Genomic DNA, 19,873 nt, shown 5'->3' with positions numbered 1-19,873 from the left:
GGGCGGGACGCGGCGGGCGCGGCGCGGGCCCGCGCGTGGACGCTGGACCGGGTGGAGTTCACGCGGATGCGGGTGCGGGAGGCGGTCGCGTCGGCGTCGGCTCCGGCGCGCGGGGTGGGGCGCGGCCGGGACGGGGGCGGCCGGGCGGAGGGTGGTGTGGTCGCGTTGCGCGGGGTGCTGGGGCATCTGGCGGAGTGGACGCGGTGGCAGGTCGCGGCGGTGCGGTCGGCGGTGACGGGTGAGCCGCCGGTGCCGGGCGGGCGCCCGCCGGACTATCCGGAGGGGTTCGCGGGGGTCGCGTCGTTCGACGTGTGGGAGTCGATGGTGCAGGACGCGATGGCGGTGCGTTCGCTGGGCGAGCTCGCGCGGGACCTGTCGCAGGTGCTGGACGATCTGGCGCGGTGGGTCGCGGGCGGCGACGACGCGCTGTGGGGGCGGGTGGTGCCGGAGCCGCGGCGGTTCGGGCGGCCGGGTCCGGCGCGTCCGCTGGCGGATCTGCTGGCGGGGTGGCGGGGGCCGCTCGCGCACGTGGAGTGGCATCTGGACCGGCTGGCCGGTGAGCCTCCCCCGCCGCGCGGCGCGCCCGACGACGAGGAGGGGATGTGGGTGGTGGACCGCTGCCCGCTGCACCCGTGACCGGCCCGGGCGGGGTGCGTGCGGGCCGGGGGCGCATGGGCCGGGCGCCGGGGGGCCAAGGTCAGGGGCGGGGGCTGAGGTCGCGGGTGAACCACACGGTCTTGCCGGGCGGGCGGGACCGGGTGCCGTAGTCGGTGGCCAGGGCGGTGACCAGCAGCAGTCCCCGGCCGTCCTCGGACCAGTCCAGGCCGCGCGGCGCGGCGACGGCGGACGGCAGGGCGGGCCGTGCGGGGTGGTCGTCGGTGATCTCGCCGAGCAGGACGGGCGCGGCGGGCGCGCCGTCGAGGGTGAGGCGGAGCCGGACGGCGCCGCGGCCGTGGACGACGGCGTTGGTGATGAGTTCGTCCACGATGAGGACGACGTCGTCGATGTCGGCGGGGTCGGGGGCGATGCGTCCGAGGCGGGCCCAGTCGCGCAGCCGTCCGGTGGTGAGGGTGCGGGCGCGGGCGGCGGTGCGGGGGTCGGCGGTCAGTGTCCACGCCGCGTCCGGCGCCGGTTCCGGCGGGGCGTCCGCCGAGGCGCCGTCCGCGGGGACGCCGTCCCATGCGGGTTCGTGTCGCGCGGGTTCGTGTCGAGCGGTGTCGCCAGGTTCGGGTTCGTCGGGTTCGTTGGTGACGGGGGGTGACGGCCGGGGGGCCGGCCGTGGCGGGTCCCCGTCGGCGTCGGGGTCCCCGGTGAGTTCGTCGTCGATTCCGAGCCATCTGGTGCCCACTGCCCCGACTCCTTCTGTGCTGGCGGAGGTGGTCGGCGTCGTCGTGACGCGCCGGTCGTGCGGTCGTTCGCGGTGCTGTTCGCCCTGGTGGGCGGTGGTCTGTGGTGTCGAGCGTCCGGGGGTGCGGCCGACCGTGCGGGGTGGGCGTCCGCCGCGTTCCGGGAGTTTTCGCGGGAGTCCTCTCGTTGGTGGACGCGCCCGGCGGCGGGCCGGTGCACGGGCGCACGGAACCCTCACTTCGGGGTGAGGTGATCGGCGACACGCGGCCCAGGGGTCGGAGGCACTGCCCGGTTGCCGTTAGAGTGGTGACCGTCGGTGTGGCTTGTGTCCCCCGGGCTCTAAATATCGCCTTCGCGGAATACCGTTCGGCTGGAGCCGCGTTGTGCCTTTCGCCGTGAGGCGACCACCACACCGACTTAAACGTCACGGGAACGCCGTGGCTCCGACGGGAAGCCGTCGGGGCCACGGCGTTTCTTCGTGTTCGGGGGTGGGGTGGGCCGGGCGGGCCCGGGGACGGGTCGCCGGGCGGGTGCGGGCTGTGGGGTGGGGGCGGGTGGGTTTCGCGGGGGCCGGGTCCGGGGGTGCGGACGGGCTGCGGGCGCTCCCCCGGGCGGTGGTGTCAGGAGAAGGCCGCGAGGATCGCCGAGACGAGCGCGGTGATGACGCCGAGCGCGGCGATCACCACGGCGGCGATCAGCCGGACGCGGCGGCGGGGCGTCCCGCCGTGCGTGATCAGGCGGCGGGCCAGCCGCGGGTCGTCCTCGGCCAGGCGGGTCTCGATCTCGGCGAGGATCCGCTGCTCCTCCGTCGACAGCGCCATGCTCATACCTCCGGGGGCGTTCAGGGTGCTGTGTTTGTCCCCCGTCGGGCGCTGGTTTATCCCCGGTTGACGGTCACCGTTGCGGCACGGGCGGGCGGGCTCTCGCGGTGGACGCGGTCCAGGGCGGTGACGGTGTAGGTGTAGTCGTGTCCGGGCCGGGCGGAGGGGTCGGTGAGGGTGAGGCGCGCGCCGGGCGGGGTGCCCGGGTCGCGGACGGTCCCGATCAGTGCGGCGGGGTCGACGGCGGCGCAGTCCGCGCCGCGCCCGTCCCGCCGGTAGATCGCGTACGCGGCGGTCCGTGCGGCGGGGTCGCCGCCGCTGGTCCCGGCGGGGGCCCAGGAGATCTGCGCGCCCTTCCCGGCGGTGGTGGCGCGGACGTCGTGGACGGGGACCGGCGCCCCGGGGCCGCCTCCGGCGGGCGGGGCGGCGGGCGGGATCGCGGGCCGCGCGTAGTGGTCGGCGCGGACGCGGGCGGCGAACCCGCGCCGGTTGCGGGCCAGGTCGGTCGCGGAGAAGAAGATGTCGCCGCGGACCTCGGGGTGGCGGGCGTTCAGGGTGAGGTGGCGGGACAGTTCTTCTGGTTTGCGCCATGTGGCGTCCTCGCCGACGCGGTAGCCGGCCTGGCCGATGCTGAGCTGGACGCCGGTGCCGGCGACCTGGCGGCTCCACCAGGCGACCAGGGTGCGGTAGTCGGCGGCGCGGTCGCCGATGGGCCAGTACAGCTGGGGGGTGACGTAGTCGATCCAGCGGTTGCGGATCCAGCCGCGGGTGTCGGCGTAGATGTCGTCGTAGGACTGCAGGGCGTGGGTGTCGGACCCGGCGGGGTCGGTGGTCTTGTTGCGCCAGACGCCGAAGGGGCTGATCCCGAACCGGACCCAGGGCTTGGCCTGGTGGATCTTTCCGGAGAGCGTCCGGATGAGGGTGTCGACGTTGCGGCGCCGCCAGTCGGCCTTGCGGGTGCCGTGGCCGTGGGCGCGGTAGGTCGCGGCGTCGGGGAAGTCGCCGGACTCGGGGTAGGGGTAGAAGTAGTCGTCGAAGTGGACGGCGTCGATGTCGTACTTGCCGACGACGTCCATGACGGCGTTGGTGGCCAGGTCGCGGACCTGCGGGAGGCCCGGGTCGTACCAGAGCTGGTCGCCGTAGGTGCGGACCCAGTCGGGGTGGCGGCGGGCGGGGCTGCCCGCGGGGAGTTTGGACCGGTCGGTGTTCTGCGCGACGCGGTAGGGGTTGAACCAGGCGTGGAACTCCAGGTTCCGCGCGTGCGCCTCTTTGATCATGAAGGCGAGGACGTCGTAGCCGGGGTCCTTGCCGGGGGTGCCGGTGAGGACGGCCGACCACGGCTCGTAGGGGGAGCGGTAGAACGCGTCGGCGTCGGGGCGGATCTGCACGACGACGGCGTTGAGGTTCATGGCGGTGGCGGTGTCGAGCAGGCGGGTGAACCGTTTGCGCTGCTCGGCGGCGGGTTTGGACGGGTCGGTGGGCCAGTCGGTGCCGCCGACGGTCGCGATCCACATGGCGCGCAGTTGCCGGGAGCGGGAGTCGCCGGGCGCGGCGGTCGCGGGGCATTCGGTACGGGCGGTGCTCGCGGTGTTCTTGCGGGTGCCGCCGAACGCGGACATGCATCCGGTCGCGGCGGCCAGGGCGAGGACGGCGCCGGTGAGGCCCGCCGCCGCCCGGCGCGTCCGCCCGCCGCGGGCGCCCCGCCCACCGGCGGCGCCACCGCCGGAGTCTCGGCCGCCGACGTCGGTGGCGGGTGAGGTGGGACGCGCTGCCTGGGTGTTCCGCGATCGCGATGCCATAGCCGAGCCATTGTCACGTACTCGCCGCCATGGTTCCGCCGTAACACGCGTGTCCGCGTGGAACGCCCCCCACCCCGCGCCGGTTTGTCCGGGTTCGTTGTGGTCAGGCGTTCTCGGCGGTGAGTTCGACGGGCTGGGCGATGACGTCGACCATCGCGCCGTTGCGCAGGACGGTGATGGGGAGCGGGCGTCCGATCGCCTCGGCGAACATCAGCCGCTGCAGGGACTGGGCCTGCGACACGGGCGCCCCGGCGGCGGCCAGGACCAGGTCGCCGCGCCGGAGCCCGGCCTGGTCGGCGGGGCTGCCGGGGACGACGTCGGCGACCCGCAGCGCCTCCTGCTGCCCGAGGTGGTCGCGCAGGTGGTGCGGGACGGGCACGGGTGCGGCGACGACGCCCAGGTAGGCGCGGCGGACGCGGCCGTCGCGCATGAGCGCGCCGATGATGCGGCGGGTGGTGGCGTTGACGGGGACGGCGAGTCCGACGCCGATTCCGGCGACGGCGGTGTTGACGCCGACGACGCGTCCGCGCCAGTCGGCGAGGGCGCCGCCGGAGTTGCCGGGGTTGAGGGCGGCGTCGGTCTGGATGACGTCCTCGACGATCCGGACGGCGCTGCCGCTGCGGGTGGGCAGGGAGCGGCCGAGCGCGGACACGACGCCGGCGGTGACCGATCCGGCGAGGCCGAGGGGGTTGCCGACGGCGACGACGAGCTGCCCGACGACCAGGGTGTCGCTGTCGCCGAGGGGTGCGGGTTCGGGGGCGGACGGGTCGGCGCGGACGACGGCCAGGTCCGACAGGGGGTCGGTGCCGACGACGGTGAAGGGGGTGGTGGTGCCGTCGGCGAACGCGGCCTGCCCGCCGGTGGCGCGGCCGACGACGTGGGCGTTGGTGAGCAGGAACCCGTCGCCGGTGAACAGGACGGCCGAGCCGGCGCCCTCGCGTCCGCGGTGCCGGACGCGGAGTCCGGCGACGCTGGGGGTCAGGTCGCGGGCGACGTCGGCGACGACGCGCGAGTAGGCGTCCAGGGCGTCCCCGCCCGGGTCCTGGCCCCGGTCCCGGTCTCCGGCGCGGTCCCCGCCCTGGCCGTCGTGCCGGTCGGGGCGCCGGCCGCCGGCGGTGTCGCCGTCGTGCCGGTCGGGGCGGGGGTCATTGGTGTGCGGGTCGCTGGTGTGCGGGTCGCGTGGGTCGGGGAACATCGCACCTCCCGATGATTACATGCTTACACGTAAACACCGTGGGGTGAAGAGGTCTTCCCGTCCCGGCCCGGCCGCCTGTCGGGGCGGGGCGGGGGTCATGTGCGGCGGTAGGTGGAGATGATCACGCCGGTCGGTGACGCGGTCGTGTCGGTCAGGTGGAGCCCGAAGGGGGCCTCGCCCGCGAAGAGGCGTTTCCCGCCGCCCACGACGACGGGGAAGGTGAGCAGGAGGAGCTCGTCGATCAGCGCTTCGCGGTGCAGGGCCGCGGTGAGCCGGCTGCTGCCCCAGACGCTGATCTCGTCGTACCGCTCCTTCAGCCGGGAGACCCGCTTGGGCAGGTCGTCGTCGCCGTCGAGGATGGTCGTGTTGTTCCACGCGGCGGTCTTGAGGGTGGAGGACACCACGTATTTGGGCTGGGCGTTCAGTTTGGCGGTCCGGGGGTCGGACGGGTCGGCGCCGGGCCAGTAGGAGGAGAACAGCTGGTAGGTGCGGCGTCCGATGAGCAGGGCGTCCGCGGCGAGGACGGAGGCGGTGGTCCGCCGGTCGACGAGGGGGTCGGCGTAGGGCTGGGTCCAGCCGCCGTGGTCGAACCCGCCGTCCCGGTCCTCGTCCGGGAGTCCGGGTGCCTGGATGACGCCGTCGAGGGTGACGAACGCCGTCAGAACGATCTTTCCCATCACATGCCCCTTTCGTCGGTGCCGCCGGTGCGGCCGTCGCCCGCCGGGCCTGCGGCGGGCTTGGCGCCGAGGGCGGCCAGGACGGGCGCGGGCGTCCGCTCGGACAGCCGGTTCTGGAAGTCCAGGACGCCGGCCCAGGCCGGGCGCAGGACGATCCGGACCATGCGCAGTCCGGGCTGGTCGATCGCCTCGATGTAGGCGGTCCCGGCCTCCTCTCCCATCATCGCGCGCTGCATCGTGGCGTATTCGGGCAGGACGCCGTCGGACTCGGCGAGGGTGACGCGTCCGCGGAGCATGAGCACCTGCGGGGGCGCCTCGGTGGTGTCGATGCAGACGGCGACGTCGGGGCGGGCGGTCAGGTCCCGGACCTTGTAGGTGCCAGCGAACGCGGCGATGACCAGTTCGCCGCCGGTCCACAGGAAGTTGACGGGGATCACCCGGGGCGTCCCGTCCTTGCCGGTGTAGGCGAGGCGCGCGACGGGGACCGTGGCGAGCAGGTGCCGGGCCGTGGGGGTGTCCAGCAGCCGCAGGTCGCCCTGGCGCAGGTACGCCGCCGCGTCGGTGCCGGTATCGGTGGAGGTGGAGGTGTCGTCGGTGGTGTTCATGGGCCGTCACGATAGGACGGCTACTCCTAAATAACAAGCACTACTCCTAAATTAGGAGTTGTCCGTATCATGGGGGGATGAGCGGCAGACGGAACTACGGCGATCCGTGCGGGGTGGCCCGCGGGCTGGACGTCATCGGCGAGCGCTGGGCGCTGCTGGTGGTCAGGGATCTCCTGCTCGGCCCCAAGCGCTTCGGGGACCTGCTCGCGGGCCTGCCCGGGGTGAGTCCCAACGTGCTGAGCCAGCGGCTGCGGGAGCTGGCCGAGCACGGCGTGGTCCGGCGCCGCGATCTGGGGCCGCCCGCCCGGGTCCACCTGTACGAGCTGACCGAGTGGGGCCGTGACCTGGAGCCGGTCCTGCTGGGGCTGGGACGGTGGGGAAGCCGCGCGCCGTCCCCGCCCGAAGGGGTCCTCGGCGTCGACTCGCTGCTGCTGAGCGTCAAGGCGGCCTTCGACCCGGCCGACGTGGCGGAGGCGGCCCGGTTGTCCGGCGTCTATGAGATCCGCGTGGGCGCCGACATCTACGCCGCGGAGGTGACCGGCGACGGCGTGCGGATCGACCGGCGGCCGGCGTCCCGGCGGCCCGACGCGGCGCTCACCGCGGACCTGGACACCTTCCGCGCCCTGTGCGTCCACGGGACGACGGTGGAGGAGGCCGTCCGGTCCGGCGCCGCGCGCCTGGACGGCGACCCCGAAGCCCGGCGGAGCCTGGTCGACCTGCTCCTGGCGGCGGTCCCGCCCCGCCGGGACGCCGCGCCCGTGACGGCGTGACCGTGAGGCCGTGACCCCTGGCGCCGCCGGGCGGAAATTCTCCGGGGCGGGGCGAGGGTGACGGCTAGGGTCGAGCGCATGAACACCGGGGTCGAGGCCGAGGCGGACGTACTGGAGCGGGCGGCGGGGGTCGGCGGTGAGCTGGTGCTGCGCCGCGCCGGGGAGCATCACGAGATCATCAGCAACGGGGTGTTCCTCATGGACACCCGCAACGGGGAGTCGGAGCGGCTGCTGGTGACGGCGGCCGTCGACGCCGTCTCGGGCGGCGCCGTCCCGGGGGACGGTTCCGGGGCGGTGAGCGTGCTGGTGGGCGGTCTCGGTGTGGGGTTCAGCCTGGCCGTGGCGGCGGGGCTGCCGCGGGTCGGCGCGGTCACGGTCGTGGAGCGGGAGCCCGCGGTGGTCGGCTGGCACGCGGGGCCGGACGCGCCGCTGCGCCCGTTCTCCGGCGGCGCCCTCGACGATCCGCGGGTGCGGGTCGTCACCGCCGACCTTGTGGATCATCTCGCCGGGGATCCGTCCCGGCATGACGTGCTGTGCCTGGACGTCGACAACGGCCCGGACTGGACGGTCACCCCCGGCAACGCCCGCCTGTACGGGGCGGACGGCCTGGACCTGCTGACGTCGCGGCTGACGGGGCGGGGCGTGCTGGCGGTGTGGAGCGCGGGCGCGGCGCCGGCGTTCGAGGAGCTGCTGCGGGGCCGGTTCGGGTGGGTGGAGGTGCTGCCGGTGCCGGTGCCGCGCGGCGAGCCCGACGTGGTGTACCTGGCCCGGAACGCCTGACCGCCGCCCGCGCGGACGCCCGCCCGTGCGGCCCGGTCGCCGGACCATGCGGCCGGACCGCACGGGCGGGCGGACCACGGCGCCGGGGTCACGGGCGGGGGTCACGGGGCCGGGTCATGGGGCGGGGACGCCCCGGCCGTTCGGCCGTTCGGCCGGGGCGTGCGGTGGGGGTGTCGTGGCCGGTCGGAGGCGGGTGACAAATCGGGGTGGGGTGATTCTGTAGCCCGGGTGATCCCCCCACGCCGGACCGTTCGCTAGGTTTCGACCCAACACGCACGTTTTGTGGAGGTTGCTGTGTCCACCGTTCATGCCGCTCCGGCGTCCCGGCGTCCCGTCGCTGTCCTGTCCGACCTGCTGCCGGGCTCGCTCGCCCGCGACGCCGCGCTGGTGGCCGGGGCCGCCGCCCTGGTCGGCGTCGCCGCGCAGATCTCGATCCCGCTGCCCGGCACGCCCGTGCCGGTGTCCGGGCAGACCTTCGCCGTCCTGCTGGCGGGCGCGGCTCTCGGCCGCACCCGCGCGGCGCTCGGCATGCTGCTGTACCTGGCGGCGGGCGTCGCCGGGGTCCCGTGGTTCGCCGAGGGGACGTCCGGCGCGTCCATGGCGACGCTGGGGTACGTGCTCGGGTTCGTGCTGGCCGCCGCCGTCGTGGGACGGCTCGCCGAGCGCGGCGGTGACCGCACGCCGCTGCGGACGGTCGCGACGATGACGTTCGGCACCGTCCTGATCTACCTGGTGGGCGTGCCGTACCTGATGGCGTCGCTGCACGTGGGCCTGGAGAAGGCACTGCACCTGGGCGTCACGCCGTTCCTGGCCGGGGACGTGCTGAAGGTGCTCCTGGCGGCGGGCCTGCTGCCGGTCGCGTGGCGGTTCGCCGGCCGCCGCGGCTGAGCCGCCGCTCCGGCGGGGCGCCGTGCGCCCCGCCGGAACCCCCGCCCCCGCCTGTTTGAACGGGTTCAAAACTCCCGTAGAGTGGCGTCCGTGAAGCTCGCCGTGCACGCACCCGGCCGCCTCGAAGTCCGCACCGTTCCGGTCGCCGACCCCGGCGACCTGCTGTCGCGGCTCCCCCACCCCACCGCGCTGGCCTGGGTCCGGCACGGGGACGGCCTGGTCGGCTGGGGTGAGACCGCCCGCCTGGAGCTGCCCGGCGGGCACGACCGGTTCGCGGCCGCCGACGCCTGGCTGGCCGAGACGTTCGGGTCCGCCGAGGTCGAGGACCCGCTGCGCCTGCCCGGCACCGGCCCCGTCGCGTTCGGCAGCTTCGGCTTCGACCCCAAGTCGGCGGACTCGGTCCTGATCGTCCCCCGGTACGTGCTCGGACGCCGCGACGGCCACGCCTGGGTCACCACGATCGGCGACCCCCACGACGACTCCCCCGACGCCCTGGACTCCCTGGACGCGCTCGCCGGAGCACTCGGCGCGCCCCGCGCCGACGGCCCGCCGCCTGCGGCGTTCGCGCCGGTCGCACCCGGCCGCCTCACCTGGAGCGACGGCGCCCGCAGCGCCCCCTCGTGGGCGCAGGCGGTGCAGGCCGCGACGGCCCGGATCCGCGACGGCCACCTCGGGAAGGTCGTCCTGGCCCGGGACCTGATCGCCCACGCGGACCGCCCGATCGACGCGCGCGTGCTGCTGCACCGCCTCGCCGACCGCTACCCCACCTGCTACACCTTCGCCGTCGCGGGCCTGGTCGGCGCGACACCGGAACTGCTGATCCGCCGCGCCGGGGCCCAGGTCGACTCGCTGGTGCTGGCCGGGACCACCGCACGGGGCACCACGCCCGCCGACGACGAAGCCCGCGCGGCGACGCTGTTCCGGTCCGCCAAGGACCGGGAGGAGCACTCCTACGCGGTCGACATGGTGCGGGACGCGCTCGCGCCGCTGTGCACCGACCTGGACGTCCCGGCCGAGCCCGAGCTGCTGCGGCTGTCGAACGTGACGCATCTGGCGTCGCCGGTGCACGGGCGCCTGGCGGCGGACCGGACCGTCCTTGACGTCCTGGGCGCGCTGCATCCGACGCCCGCGGTGGCGGGCACGCCGACGGAGCGGGCGCTGGACCTGATCCGCGAGCTGGAGGGCATGGACCGCGGCCGGTACGCGGGCCCGGTCGGCTGGGTCGACGCGCGCGGGGACGGCGAGTGGGGCATCGCGCTGCGGTGCGCGGAGCTGTCGGGGACGCGGGCGCGGCTGTTCGCGGGCTGCGGGATCGTCGCGGACTCCGATCCGGCGGCGGAGCTGGCGGAGGCGTCGAACAAGTTCCGCGCGATGCGATACGCCCTGGAGGGCTGACCGTCCACTCCCCCGGGGCCGCCCGGAACCGCTCCGGAACCCGCTCCAGCGGCCTCGCTCCGATGGTGGGCCGCGTTGAGTCCTTCCCGGTGGGGAGGCGTCCGGGGCGGCGCGTAGGGTAAGCGGATGGTCTGGAGTCTGCTGGGCGCCCTCGCCGCCGCGTGCTGTTTCGGCGTCGCCACCGTCCTGGAGGCCGTGGCGGCCCGGACCACGGCGCCCAGCGAGGGCATCGACCCGCGGCTGCTGGTGCGGCTGGCGGCGAACCTGCCGTTCCTGACGGGCATCGGCCTGGACCTTCTGGGTTTCGTGCTGGAGCTGGCGGCGCTGCGGTCGCTGCCGCTGTTCGTGGTGCAGGCGATCGTCGCGGCCGCGCTCGCGGTCACCGCCGTCGTGGCGGGCCCGGTCCTGAAGGTGCGGCTGCGCGGGGCCGAGTGGGCGGCGGTCCTCGCCGTGTGCGCCGGGCTGGCGCTGCTGGGGTCGTCGGCCGGACGGGAGGGACCCGCCCACGTCGGGCAGGCGTTCCACTGGACGCTGCTGGGCTGCGCACTGGTACTACTCGCCGTCGGCGCGGCGGCCGGACGGCTCCGCGGGACGGCGCGGTCGGTCGCGCTCGGCCTGGTCGCGGGCCTGGGATTCGGCCTGGTCGCGCTGGCCGCGCGGGTCCTGACGAGCCTGAACCCCCTGGACCTTGTGACCGATCCCGCCTCGTACGCGCTGGCCGCGGCGGGCGTGGCGGCGCTGCTGTTCTACGCGACGGCGCTGCAGCGGGGGTCGGTGACCAGCACGACGGCGGCGATGGTGGTCGCCGAGACGGTCGTGCCGGCCGCGGTCGGGGTGGTCCTGCTGGGCGATCACACGCGGCCGGGGCTGGGGCCGGTGGCGGCGGCGGGGTTCGCACTGGCGGTCGCCGCGACGCTCGCCCTGGCCCGGTTCGGCGAACCCCACGTCCCCGACCCCGCCCCCGCCCCCGGCGACTCCTCTGAGGGGGATAAGGGCCGCCGGGCCGGGAACGACCGATCCGAATCAGCCCACCCCGCAGGCTGAACGCGAACGGTCAGCCGTAGGGAACGCCCAGGGGCCCCAGGCCCCGGGCCCCAGCGGCTCGCCGGGCTCCGGCGGCCAACGACGCGACGGAGTCGAGCGGACTGCGCCCGCATCCTCGACGGCGCCGGACCCGGTCCGCGGATGACCGCCACCAAGGCGATGACCGGCCACACCCTGGGCGGCTCGGGCCTCCTCAGCCTCGTGATGGCGGTGCTCGCCATGAAGGAAGGAACAGTACCCCCGATTCTGGACTCGCCGATCCGATCCGGTCCCCGAGGCCGCAGGACCGGGCCTGGCGCAGGGCTCCCCCGCCTCCGGCGACCTGGCCATCGCGCAGACAGCCGCGTTCGGCTTCGGAGGGATCAACTTGGAGGCGGCACGGCAGGCACGGCAGGAACTGACCGCTGGGGCCGTCGGAGCCAATGCCTGGTTGCTCGACGCCGTGCGCGGTGACCAGGGCTGATGACTCTCCGTCCGCGTGGATGTGGTGGTCAGGCCGTGGTCGGGAGCGGCGCGGGGTCTGGCAGGAGGGCCAGGAGTTGTCGGGTGTGGCCGGGCAGCTCCGACTCGGCGAGCCCTGTGAGGAGGTCCCGCAGCGGGATGAGCTGGTCGACCAGGCAGGTGCCGTTCGACAGCAGCCGGGTGGGTACGGGGGTGTCGAGTTCGGTGCCGCTCAGCGCCGGTCCGGCCAGCGCGCACAGAGCGTCCGCCTGGCGCCGGAGCCGGTCGAGGAGCCCGGCGGTGCCGCCTGAGAGCGTGATGACGCGGTCGATCGTCCAGGTGTCGAGGGCGACGCGGTTGTCATAGGCGGTGTTGGAGCCGGACGCGACGGTGGACGCGGCGGTAATGGTGGACGCCGTGACGAGCGAGACGTGCGCCAGGATCTGGTCGGCGGTCCACTCTCCCGGCGGCGGCGTGCCCGGTTCGCCGGAGCCGGTCACGGTGGCGGCGGCGTCGAGCAGCGACCGGTAGGCCGTCTGGAGCTGGGCGGAGTCCATGGGAGGTTCCTCTTTCTGCTGGTGGGGGGTGCGGTGCGTGGTCGCGGGGGCGGGCGCCGTTCAGGCGTGCCGAGGGGGCGACATCTTCCAGGGCGCCTGCGGGAGGACCTCGCCGGTCTCGAGCAGGGACTTGAGGTTCGCCAGGACGGCGGGCCAGCCCTGGGAGATCCCGTTGAGCATCTCCCGGTTGGGGAGGTTCTCGTGGCTCACGGTCAGGCGGACGATGTCCTGGTGCGGCTCCACGAGGAACTCGACGACCGACGGTTCCCTGGTCGTCGCGGCGTCCGGGCGGTCCTCGAAGGTGATCACGAGGCGGGTCGGCGGTTCCGCGGTGAGGACCCGGCCGACGACGTCGACCGTCCCTGACCCGTCGACGCGCCGGTGCTCCCAGGGCGAGCCCGGCCGCCAGTCGGAGACGTTGGCGTGCTCCCAGTAGAGCGCGGTCAGGTCGGCGTCGGTGAGCGCGCGCCACACCTGCTCGGCGCTCGCACGGATGTAGGTGACGTAGACGTAGGTCGGCACGGCGGCCGGCGCGTCGGTCATGGCGTACTCCTCGGCTTGGTTCCGGATGGCGCTGAGGGCGCGCAGTCTCGGCCTGTCGAACTCGGCGATCCAGCGTCGTTCGATCTCGTGGATGGGCATCGGGTTGAGGTAGTGCAGGCGCTCGCGTCCGCGTCGCACCACGGTCACCAGGCCGGCGTCGACGAGGACGTCGAGGTGCTGCGTCACCGACTGGCGCGCCATCTCCAGGCGTTCGCACAGCCCGCCGAGCGTCTGCCCGTCGCGCTCACGCAGCCTGTCGAGCAGCAGCCGCCGGGTCGGGTCGGCCAGCGCCCGGAAGGCCGCGTCCATCATTTCGATGTCCTGACTCACCCGGACATTATGCAGGCATCTACCTGCATATCGTCAAATGCCGACATGTTCGCTGGTCAGGGCGGTCTCCAGCCCCTCCGTCGCGTCCGTGTGCTCACGTTCCGGTGGTCGACGGCGGCCGGGTTCCGCAGCCCTGTTAGCTCGCAAGAGTGGATCTCGACGAAGCGGTGCGCCTGTGAGGCACCGAGCCGGGGCGGTTGAACTCCGCGAATCACGGCCATCGCGGGGTCGCAGTGCGGGCGGGGCTGGACCGCCACGAGGGCCAGGACCACGTTGCAGGCGCCCCGGATCTCCGGCCGCAGGGCCCGCTGCTCCGACGACAGCGGCGAGTCGAACAGAGCGCCCGCCCGCGGTGAGGTCTGGCCAGGCCTCACCGTGGTGATCGGAAGGTCCCGCGGGTCGGTCCCCGCCTGGCGGGCGGCGCGCCAATCCGCCTGGGCCGGCACCTCGGCCACCGCGTCGGCCGACGGGCCGGGGCGCGCGGCGGCCAGTTCCGCGCCAGAACGGCGGCCTGTTCCCGCCAGGAGTGCATCAGCATTGGCCATCCTCATCATCTCCTTCAGGTCCTGGCGGTCGGCGGTCAGGGTGTTCTCGGCGTCGGCCGGCCACGCCTCCAGGACGGTGTTGCGACTGATGAGGGAGTGGTTGTCGACGGCCTGCCGTTCGACCTGCGCCAGCAGCTCGTCGATCCGCCCGAAGCTGAAGCGCCCCTTCCACATCACCGGGGCCGCGCCTTACTACGTGGACATCTACGTCATGGGCTCTGGGTACAACAGAGCCTCCCTGCGACAGGCGTGCGTGTTTCTGCCCTTGAAGGGCTGCTGAGGTGGCCCGCCACCGGCCCTACGCCGTTCAGGCCGCTGGCGCCGCGCTGTTGCTGGCGGCCGCGCAGGTGTGCGCGGCCGACTCCGCAGCCCCCGCACGGCACCGGCTGCCTGACCGCCTGACGCCTGTGTGGTCGGCCATCGTCTCCGATCTCGACGGAGGTTCCGGCGACCCGAGCGGCCTCGCGGAGTTCATAACCCGGCCGCAGGCGGCGTTCTCTCCGCAGGTCGGCCGTCGTAACCGACTTCAGTTCGCTCCAGATCCGCGATCCGGAGACCGGACGGATGCGGCACGACATCGACGTCGAGTACTCGACAGGCTCGAGCGTGAGCGTTTCCGGTAGCGACGGCCGGGTCTTGGTCAACCGCCTGGTCGATCCCGGCCGACCGGGAGCCACCAGCCTCACCGACCTGTCCGGCGCGACCACGCCGCCGCTGCCCTGGCCGGTGGCCGGGGAGTTCGCCGGTGCGGTCCCAGGGTTGATCTACGTCGTCTCCCACTCGGCCTACCAGTACGTCTTCACCGCGTTGCGGCTGGACCATCAGGGGCTGGCCGCCCCGTCCGGGTGGCCCCGACCCGGCTGACTGGCCCGGCCCGTGCCGCTTGCTCGCCCCGGAGCGGCACGCGACACTCGGCCACTCGTCGGTGGTGCACCGCCCGACCAGGTCGGCGAAGCGCTTGGCGGGGATGGTGCGGATGTCGTGGCAGCGGGCGACCAGGCCGACCGCTGAGATTCTCACGGTCAGGACCGTGTCCGGGGCAATGTCGGGGTCCGCGAGGGTCACCACGGTGACGCCGGCCCCGGCGATACCCGCGGCGGCCGCCGACAGCACCACCACCGGCACCTCGGTACCGCCGATCGGCGGGTGTAGACGTCGGCCGAGTCGGGGGGCCGAGTGCCCGCCTTGGGGGACCTTCCGCCGGCGCCATGTTGGTGTTCAAGCGCTTTCACCGGTGTGGGTTCGGTCGTAGGTTCTCAACGAGTGCGAATCGGGACGCCGCTGCTTCTTCTACGTTCTCGGAGGGACCGCCCGAGATGAACGAGGACCCGTTGGTCCGGTCGTGTGACCGTTTCCCGCTCGGGCTTCCCGGGCACGCGGTGCCGGTCAGTGCTGAGCAGCCCACGACCGGCGCGCGCCCGTGGGGCATGGACCAGGCCGTGTCGCCCGCGCCGATCCGGAGCATGGGCAAGCACGAGAAGCCCACCAGCACCCGGACCGAGAAGGTCGCGACCAAGCACAACAAGGACAGTGAGGATGTCCCGGACGACTACACGCAGACGGTGACCGATTGATGGGTGCCCCGGCGGTGCTGATGCTTGCCGAACAGGGCGACGCGGAAGCGGTCTCGGTGGCGGATGTGCTCGCGGCGCGGGGCGTGCCGGTGGCGTGGTTCGACACCGCGTGGTTCCCCACGCGGGCCGCGGTGACCGCCCGGTTAGGGGCGGGCGGTTGGGACGGTGAGGTCACCACCCCTGGCGGGGTCATCCGGTTCGATGAGGTCACGGCGGTGTACTACCGGCAGCCTCAGCCGTTCACCTTCCCCGCGGGCCTCAGCGAGCCGGAACGGCGGTTCGCGACCGTTGAGGCCCGGTTCGGTCTCGGCGGGTTGTTCATGGCGCTCCCAGCGCGTTGGGTGTCGCACCCCGCGCGTCTGGCCGACGCCGAGTACCGGCCGCTTCAGATGGCGACCGCCGCCCGGTGCGGGTTCACCCTCCCCTCGAGCATCCTCACCAACGACCCCGGTCATGCCGCCGCGTTCACCAGCTCGGGGAACGCGGTGTACAAGGCGACCATGCACAAGCTGATCAGCGAGGCCGACCGGGTCAAACTGATCTACACCACGCCCGTCACCGCGGCCGCGACCGACGACCGGGTGAGCACCACCATGCACCTGTTCCAGAACAACGTGCCCAAATCGCACGATGTCCGTCTGGTCGCGACGGGGTCCGGGCACCTCCACGCCATAGCGATCCACACGGCCGACCCGGCGGGACGCCAGGACTTCCGGAGGGGGTACGGCACGCTCCGCTACGAGATCACCGGCGTACCGGACCGGGTGGCCAGGGCTTGCCGCGCCTACCTGGCGGCGCTGGGGCTGGAACTCGGCGTGTTCGACTTCGCCGTCACCGACGACGGGGCATGGTGGTTCCTGGAGTGCGGCCCCGGCGCGCAATGGTCGTGGTTGCAGGCCGAGACCGGGGCACCCATCGCGGCCGCCGTCGCCGACATCCTCACCGGAGTTCCCACATGACCGACACCCGCCAGTGGAGAGCGCACGCGGCCGCGTTGGCCAGCCAGATCGCCCAACACGGCGAACTCGGCGACCAGTGGCGCCGGGTCGTCGAACAGGTGCCGCGGCACGTGTTCGTCCCCCGGATCTGGTCCGACGGGGACCCGGCCGAAGCGATCACCACCGGTGATCCGCGGTGGCTCGAGCTGGTGTACTCCGACGAGACGCTGGTGACCCAGCGCATGACGTTCCCCGGCCAAGGCGGGTTCGCGTGGGCGACCAGTTCCAGCACCCGCCCCGGGTTCATGATCCGGATGCTGGGCCTGCTGGACGTCGCCGACGGGATGCGCGTCCTGGAGATCGGGACCGGCACCGGATACGGAGCGGCGTTGCTGTCGGAGCGCCTCGGCTCCGACCTGGTCACCAGCATCGACATCGACCCTGCGTTGGTCGACGCCGCGCGGGAGCGGCTCGCGGCCGCCGGATACGCGCCGGTTCTCGCCGTCGGTGACGGCACGGCCGGGTATCCCGGCCGTGCCCCCTATGACCGGGTCATCGCGACGGTGGCGAACGAGCGCGTGCCGTATACGTGGGTCGAGCAGACCCGGCCGGGCGGTGTGATCCTCGCCGACCTCCGGCCGCGCGGCATGACGCGGGCCGGGGCGCTCGCGCGTCTCGTCGTCGGAGGCGACGGGACGGCGGCGGGGCGGCTGGTGGCGTCGGCGGGGTACATGTCGATGCGGCGGGCGGTGGACCTGCCGGGGATCCCCGAGGCGCCCCCGATCGACGCCACGACCGTCCGCACCCGCCCATCCCGGCTTGGTAGCGAAGTTCTGAACGTGCCAGGGTTGTCGTTGCTGATCTGGCAGCACATCCCCGGTGTCTCGGCGTTCGGCCTGCCCGGCGACGCTGCGCAGGTCGTCGCGGGTGACGGGTCGTGGGCGCGGGTGCCCGCGGACGGCCCGGGGATGGTCGAGTACGGCGGCCCGTCGGACGTGTGGGCCCGCGTTGAGGACGCCCACGCCTGGTGGACCGGGCACGGCCGGCCCGGTGTCGAGGACTTCGGCCTGACCATCACCCCCGCCGCGCACCACTGGTGGTTCCAGTCCCCGGACATCCCCGTTCCGGCGGCCGCCAGCGGCTCCTAGCCCGGTCCTACGGCTCACTTTTCGTCGCGCTCCTGGTCGGGGCCGCGACCGTGCTGGCACCTAAGCATCCCCTCGACCTCGGTAGCGATCTGTTTGCGCTGGTCCAGGACGGTGCGCAGCGAGTCGGCCAGACGGGGCAGCACGGCCTCGGGCGCGGTGGTGCCCGGGAGCGTGACGGTCTGAGGCTCCACCGCGGCCTGGATGTCGTCCACCAGCTGCTCGCCCATGCGCGGGGCGCGCTTGCGGGCCAGGGTGAGCAGCCGGCGGCGGCCCGCCTGACGCAGGCCCTGCGGGCCACCGAACCGCGACAGCAGTTCCAGCACGGCGGGGTGGTCGGTCTTGGGGCCCAGCACTCGTCCCAGTGCAGGGTGGATCTGGGTGAGCAGGCCGCGGATGCGGTTGCGGACGCGGGTGGCCTCGACAGCCAGGTCGTCGTCGAACCCGACCAGCGCCTCCAATTCGGCCAGCGCCTCGTCGCCGGTGTCGACCCGCCGCAGCGTGTGCGGCAGGGTGCGGGCCGCATCTGCGATGACGAACACGTCGCGGGCGTCGGTCTTGGCCTGGCCGGGGTGCAGGTCGGCCAGCCGGCGCATGGTCAGGCCGGGCAGGTAGGCGACCTGGCAGCCGGACGCGCGAGCGACCGCGACCGGCAGTGCGCCGATCGAGGCGGGCTGGTCGACCACCATCAGCACCGGGCCGTGCTGGCCAAGTCGTTCAAACAAGGCCCGCAGCTTGGCCTCGTCGTTGGGCAGCGGCTTGTCGTGCAGCCGTTTGCCCGCCACGTCCAAGGCGCAGGCGTGGTGCTCGCCCTTGCCGACGTCCAACCCGACCCGCGCGGCGGCAGCCCGGTCCCCTACTGGGCCGTCCCCGACCTCGACCACGCTCGCAGCCGCTTCCTCGACGCCGGAGCCGAGCACTGGCGCGGCCCCTCCAGGTCGGACCCGGCCGGCGGATCTGCCAACTCCGCGACCCCTTCCACACGGTCTTCGGTCTCGAGGGCCCCTGACAACCCGACGAAACCTGCCCCCGAGCCCGGTGAACGCCCAGAGGCCGCGCCAGCCGTCCTCCAGCGGGTTTGTTCGCTGGCGAGGGCCACCCGCCAGCGTCATCGACGTTCACGTTCTTCCATGGAGCCGGGTGGAAGAACGCGGGCAGGGCCTCCCGCACCACGGCGTGACATCGACGCGTTCCCACCCTGGGTCCAGCCGATCACGGCAGCCCCAGCGTCGGGGCCGCTCTCTCCACGTCAGCACCGCCGGCCGCAATGTGGGTCCTGCGGATTCCGGCGCGCGAGGGTCGGTCAGCTCTGCGCGACGAGCTCCGGCTCCTGGTCCTCGGGCGTCATGATTGAGTAGAGCCGGTGGGCCTTGCCGCTGACGGCAGCGGGCAGATGGTCCAGCTCTGCGGCGTTCCCCTGGCTCAGCGCGTTGAGGGATGCAGGCGAGGGCCCATTCGCGATGAGGGGCCGATTTTCCGATGCTCCTCCGCTGGATCTTGCCGGTGATATAGGGGCCGGACATTTCGTTCTCCGCCGGCTCGTCGGTAAGCCCGGCAAGGTAGTCAAAGTCCCGCTGCTGCGGAATCTCGGCCCGCCGTACCTGCTGTCCTGTCTGCAGGTATCCCCTGACGGTGTCGGAGGACCAGCCCGTCTGGACCGCGTGGGCAGCATGGAGGCCAACAACCCAGCCGATGACGTCCTGAGCGTCGGCCAGCCGGTACAGGACCATCCGTGGCCAGTCCCATTCGGTGGCATCACGGCCGTAGGACAGTGCTTCCTGCAGGCGGTCGACGGCCTCGACGATGAGGCGCTCGGATCCGGCGAGGACTTCATCGGGAACGATCTTGTCTGTCATGGCCCCAAGCTAGGAGCGGGCAGGTGCCCGGAACCTCGACGCGCCGAACCCAATCACGCCAAGTCTCGGCGTCGATTCGTAAAGACTGTGGAGGCTCACCAGTCAGGCTTCCGCTCAGACCAGAGGCGCTCACTGCCGACGACCTGCCCCGCTGAGCCAGCTGTACGACCTTCGAGCGTCGGCTTACCAGCCCCGCCACCGGTCCCGTCGGATCCTCGGTGGCCGAAGCCTCACCGAGCGAGACTTGCTGCCGTGACCACTCCCCCACCTCCGCTCCCGCCCCAGCGGGAACCGGTAGTGACGGAGAGTGCACCGTCGCCCTGGGCGCGGCGGCGGTTCCTGATCGGGCTCCTGGTGTCGGGAACGGGCTCCACGATGACGCCGCTGGCATTGTCGGCCGTTGGGCCCCTCACCGACCGCGCCGCGCGGCACCCGGACCGCGATCATCATCCGGGAACGCGCGCCTGGTGGTGGTCGCTGAGCGGGGTTCAGGATCCTGCTGGTTGGAACCTGCCGTCGGGGCCCTTCTGCGGGCCGGGCCCGGTCTTCACCGCGACGTCGGGAGCACACAGGCGACAGCGCTTGCCTCGTGCCAGCTGCTCGGCGCGTACCGGTAGGTGAAT

Annotated in this window: 21 protein-coding genes and 1 pseudogene; 11 read left to right on the top strand and 11 right to left on the bottom strand. The window is 73.6% G+C overall.

Annotation, left to right across the window (positions count from 1 at the left end; all coding sequences use genetic code 11):
• Positions 1-636 (top strand): hypothetical protein (locus EBO15_RS44695; protein WP_199745070.1); only part of this gene is annotated, 636 nt, incomplete at its 5' end.
• A 61-nt stretch (positions 637-697) separates the two neighbouring features.
• On the opposite strand, the gene EBO15_RS37825 is transcribed toward EBO15_RS44695, so the two are convergent.
• The 6 genes from EBO15_RS37825 to EBO15_RS37800 form a co-directional block, all read right to left on the bottom strand.
• Positions 698-1,348, bottom strand: a complete 651-nt coding sequence (locus EBO15_RS37825; RefSeq protein WP_158628472.1) for an ATP-binding protein — start codon at positions 1,346-1,348, stop codon at positions 698-700.
• A 619-nt stretch (positions 1,349-1,967) separates the two neighbouring features.
• A complete protein-coding gene (locus EBO15_RS37820) occupies positions 1,968-2,168 on the bottom strand; it encodes a DUF3040 domain-containing protein (protein ID WP_158628471.1) in 201 nt (66 codons plus the stop codon).
• 56 nt (positions 2,169-2,224) lie between these two features.
• Positions 2,225-3,967, bottom strand: coding sequence for a glycoside hydrolase family 10 protein (locus tag EBO15_RS37815; protein WP_233616731.1), 1,743 nt, complete (start codon positions 3,965-3,967; stop codon positions 2,225-2,227).
• A 103-nt stretch (positions 3,968-4,070) separates the two neighbouring features.
• Positions 4,071-5,162 carry a S1C family serine protease gene (locus EBO15_RS37810; RefSeq protein WP_122199283.1) on the bottom strand — a complete coding sequence of 364 codons (1,092 nt, stop codon included), beginning with the start codon at positions 5,160-5,162 and terminating at the stop codon, positions 4,071-4,073.
• Between the two features lie 95 nt (positions 5,163-5,257).
• On the bottom strand, positions 5,258-5,839 hold the full coding sequence (locus EBO15_RS37805) for a dihydrofolate reductase family protein (protein WP_122199282.1): 582 nt from the start codon (positions 5,837-5,839) through the stop codon (positions 5,258-5,260).
• A complete protein-coding gene (locus EBO15_RS37800; RefSeq protein ID WP_122199281.1) occupies positions 5,839-6,444 on the bottom strand; it encodes a pyridoxamine 5'-phosphate oxidase family protein in 606 nt (201 codons plus the stop codon). Before EBO15_RS37800 ends, EBO15_RS37805 begins: the two co-directional genes overlap by 1 nt.
• A 77-nt stretch (positions 6,445-6,521) precedes the next feature.
• Here EBO15_RS37800 and EBO15_RS37795 point away from each other — a divergent pair, with 77 nt between their 5' ends.
• From EBO15_RS37795 to EBO15_RS37770, 6 genes are all read left to right on the top strand, one after another.
• Positions 6,522-7,214, top strand: a complete 693-nt coding sequence (locus tag EBO15_RS37795) for a winged helix-turn-helix transcriptional regulator (RefSeq protein WP_122199280.1) — start codon at positions 6,522-6,524, stop codon at positions 7,212-7,214.
• 78 nt (positions 7,215-7,292) lie between these two features.
• Positions 7,293-7,994: a spermidine synthase family protein gene (locus tag EBO15_RS37790; RefSeq protein ID WP_122199279.1), complete on the top strand. Its 702-nt coding sequence runs from the start codon at positions 7,293-7,295 to the stop codon at positions 7,992-7,994.
• A gap of 294 nt (positions 7,995-8,288) precedes the next feature.
• On the top strand, positions 8,289-8,882 hold the full coding sequence (locus EBO15_RS37785) for a biotin transporter BioY (protein WP_122199278.1): 594 nt from the start codon (positions 8,289-8,291) through the stop codon (positions 8,880-8,882).
• A gap of 90 nt (positions 8,883-8,972) precedes the next feature.
• The gene (locus EBO15_RS37780) at positions 8,973-10,277 is read left to right on the top strand and encodes an isochorismate synthase (RefSeq protein WP_122199287.1); all 1,305 of its coding nucleotides are present in this window, start codon (positions 8,973-8,975) and stop codon (positions 10,275-10,277) included.
• A 126-nt stretch (positions 10,278-10,403) separates the two neighbouring features.
• Complete coding sequence (locus EBO15_RS37775) at positions 10,404-11,321, top strand: DMT family protein (RefSeq protein ID WP_199745069.1); 918 nt, start codon at positions 10,404-10,406, stop codon at positions 11,319-11,321.
• 141 nt (positions 11,322-11,462) lie between these two features.
• Complete coding sequence (locus tag EBO15_RS37770) at positions 11,463-11,774, top strand: hypothetical protein (protein WP_122199277.1); 312 nt, start codon at positions 11,463-11,465, stop codon at positions 11,772-11,774.
• Between the two features lie 38 nt (positions 11,775-11,812).
• Here EBO15_RS37770 and EBO15_RS37765 read toward each other — a convergent pair whose 3' ends face one another.
• Genes EBO15_RS37765 through EBO15_RS37755 form a run of 3 tightly spaced genes read right to left on the bottom strand, consistent with a single transcriptional unit; the run spans position 11,813 to position 13,914 of the window.
• Positions 11,813-12,319, bottom strand: a complete 507-nt coding sequence (locus EBO15_RS37765) for a hypothetical protein (protein WP_122199276.1) — start codon at positions 12,317-12,319, stop codon at positions 11,813-11,815.
• A 60-nt stretch (positions 12,320-12,379) separates the two neighbouring features.
• Entirely contained in the window at positions 12,380-13,192 is an 813-nt protein-coding gene (locus EBO15_RS37760; RefSeq protein ID WP_199745068.1) for an ArsR/SmtB family transcription factor, read from the bottom strand.
• A 56-nt stretch (positions 13,193-13,248) separates the two neighbouring features.
• Positions 13,249-13,914 carry a hypothetical protein gene (locus EBO15_RS37755; protein ID WP_147481841.1) on the bottom strand — a complete coding sequence of 222 codons (666 nt, stop codon included), beginning with the start codon at positions 13,912-13,914 and terminating at the stop codon, positions 13,249-13,251.
• 387 nt (positions 13,915-14,301) lie between these two features.
• Here EBO15_RS37755 and EBO15_RS37750 point away from each other — a divergent pair, with 387 nt between their 5' ends.
• From EBO15_RS37750 to EBO15_RS37735, 4 genes are all read left to right on the top strand, one after another.
• Positions 14,302-14,601, top strand: coding sequence for a hypothetical protein (locus EBO15_RS37750; RefSeq protein WP_122199274.1), 300 nt, complete (start codon positions 14,302-14,304; stop codon positions 14,599-14,601).
• A 452-nt stretch (positions 14,602-15,053) separates the two neighbouring features.
• Positions 15,054-15,311, top strand: coding sequence for a hypothetical protein (locus EBO15_RS37745; RefSeq protein ID WP_122199273.1), 258 nt, complete (start codon positions 15,054-15,056; stop codon positions 15,309-15,311).
• Positions 15,311-16,270, top strand: a complete 960-nt coding sequence (locus tag EBO15_RS37740) for an MvdC/MvdD family ATP grasp protein (RefSeq protein WP_122199272.1) — start codon at positions 15,311-15,313, stop codon at positions 16,268-16,270. The genes EBO15_RS37745 and EBO15_RS37740 overlap by 1 nt, the downstream gene beginning before the upstream one ends.
• Positions 16,267-17,397, top strand: a complete 1,131-nt coding sequence (locus EBO15_RS37735; protein ID WP_158628470.1) for a methyltransferase domain-containing protein — start codon at positions 16,267-16,269, stop codon at positions 17,395-17,397. Before EBO15_RS37740 ends, EBO15_RS37735 begins: the two co-directional genes overlap by 4 nt.
• A 62-nt stretch (positions 17,398-17,459) precedes the next feature.
• Here EBO15_RS37735 and EBO15_RS37730 read toward each other — a convergent pair.
• Positions 17,460-18,278: pseudogene (locus EBO15_RS37730) on the bottom strand (IS110 family transposase); the annotation flags it as partial.
• A gap of 234 nt (positions 18,279-18,512) precedes the next feature.
• Positions 18,513-19,250: a hypothetical protein gene (locus EBO15_RS43900; protein ID WP_147481840.1), complete on the bottom strand. Its 738-nt coding sequence runs from the start codon at positions 19,248-19,250 to the stop codon at positions 18,513-18,515.
• Between the last annotated feature and the right edge of the window lie 623 nt (positions 19,251-19,873).

Source organism: Actinomadura harenae, from assembly GCF_003696215.1.
Classification (GTDB): Bacteria; Actinomycetota; Actinomycetes; order Streptosporangiales; family Streptosporangiaceae; genus Spirillospora; species Spirillospora harenae.
This window is presented reverse-complemented; position numbering and strand designations above follow the sequence as displayed.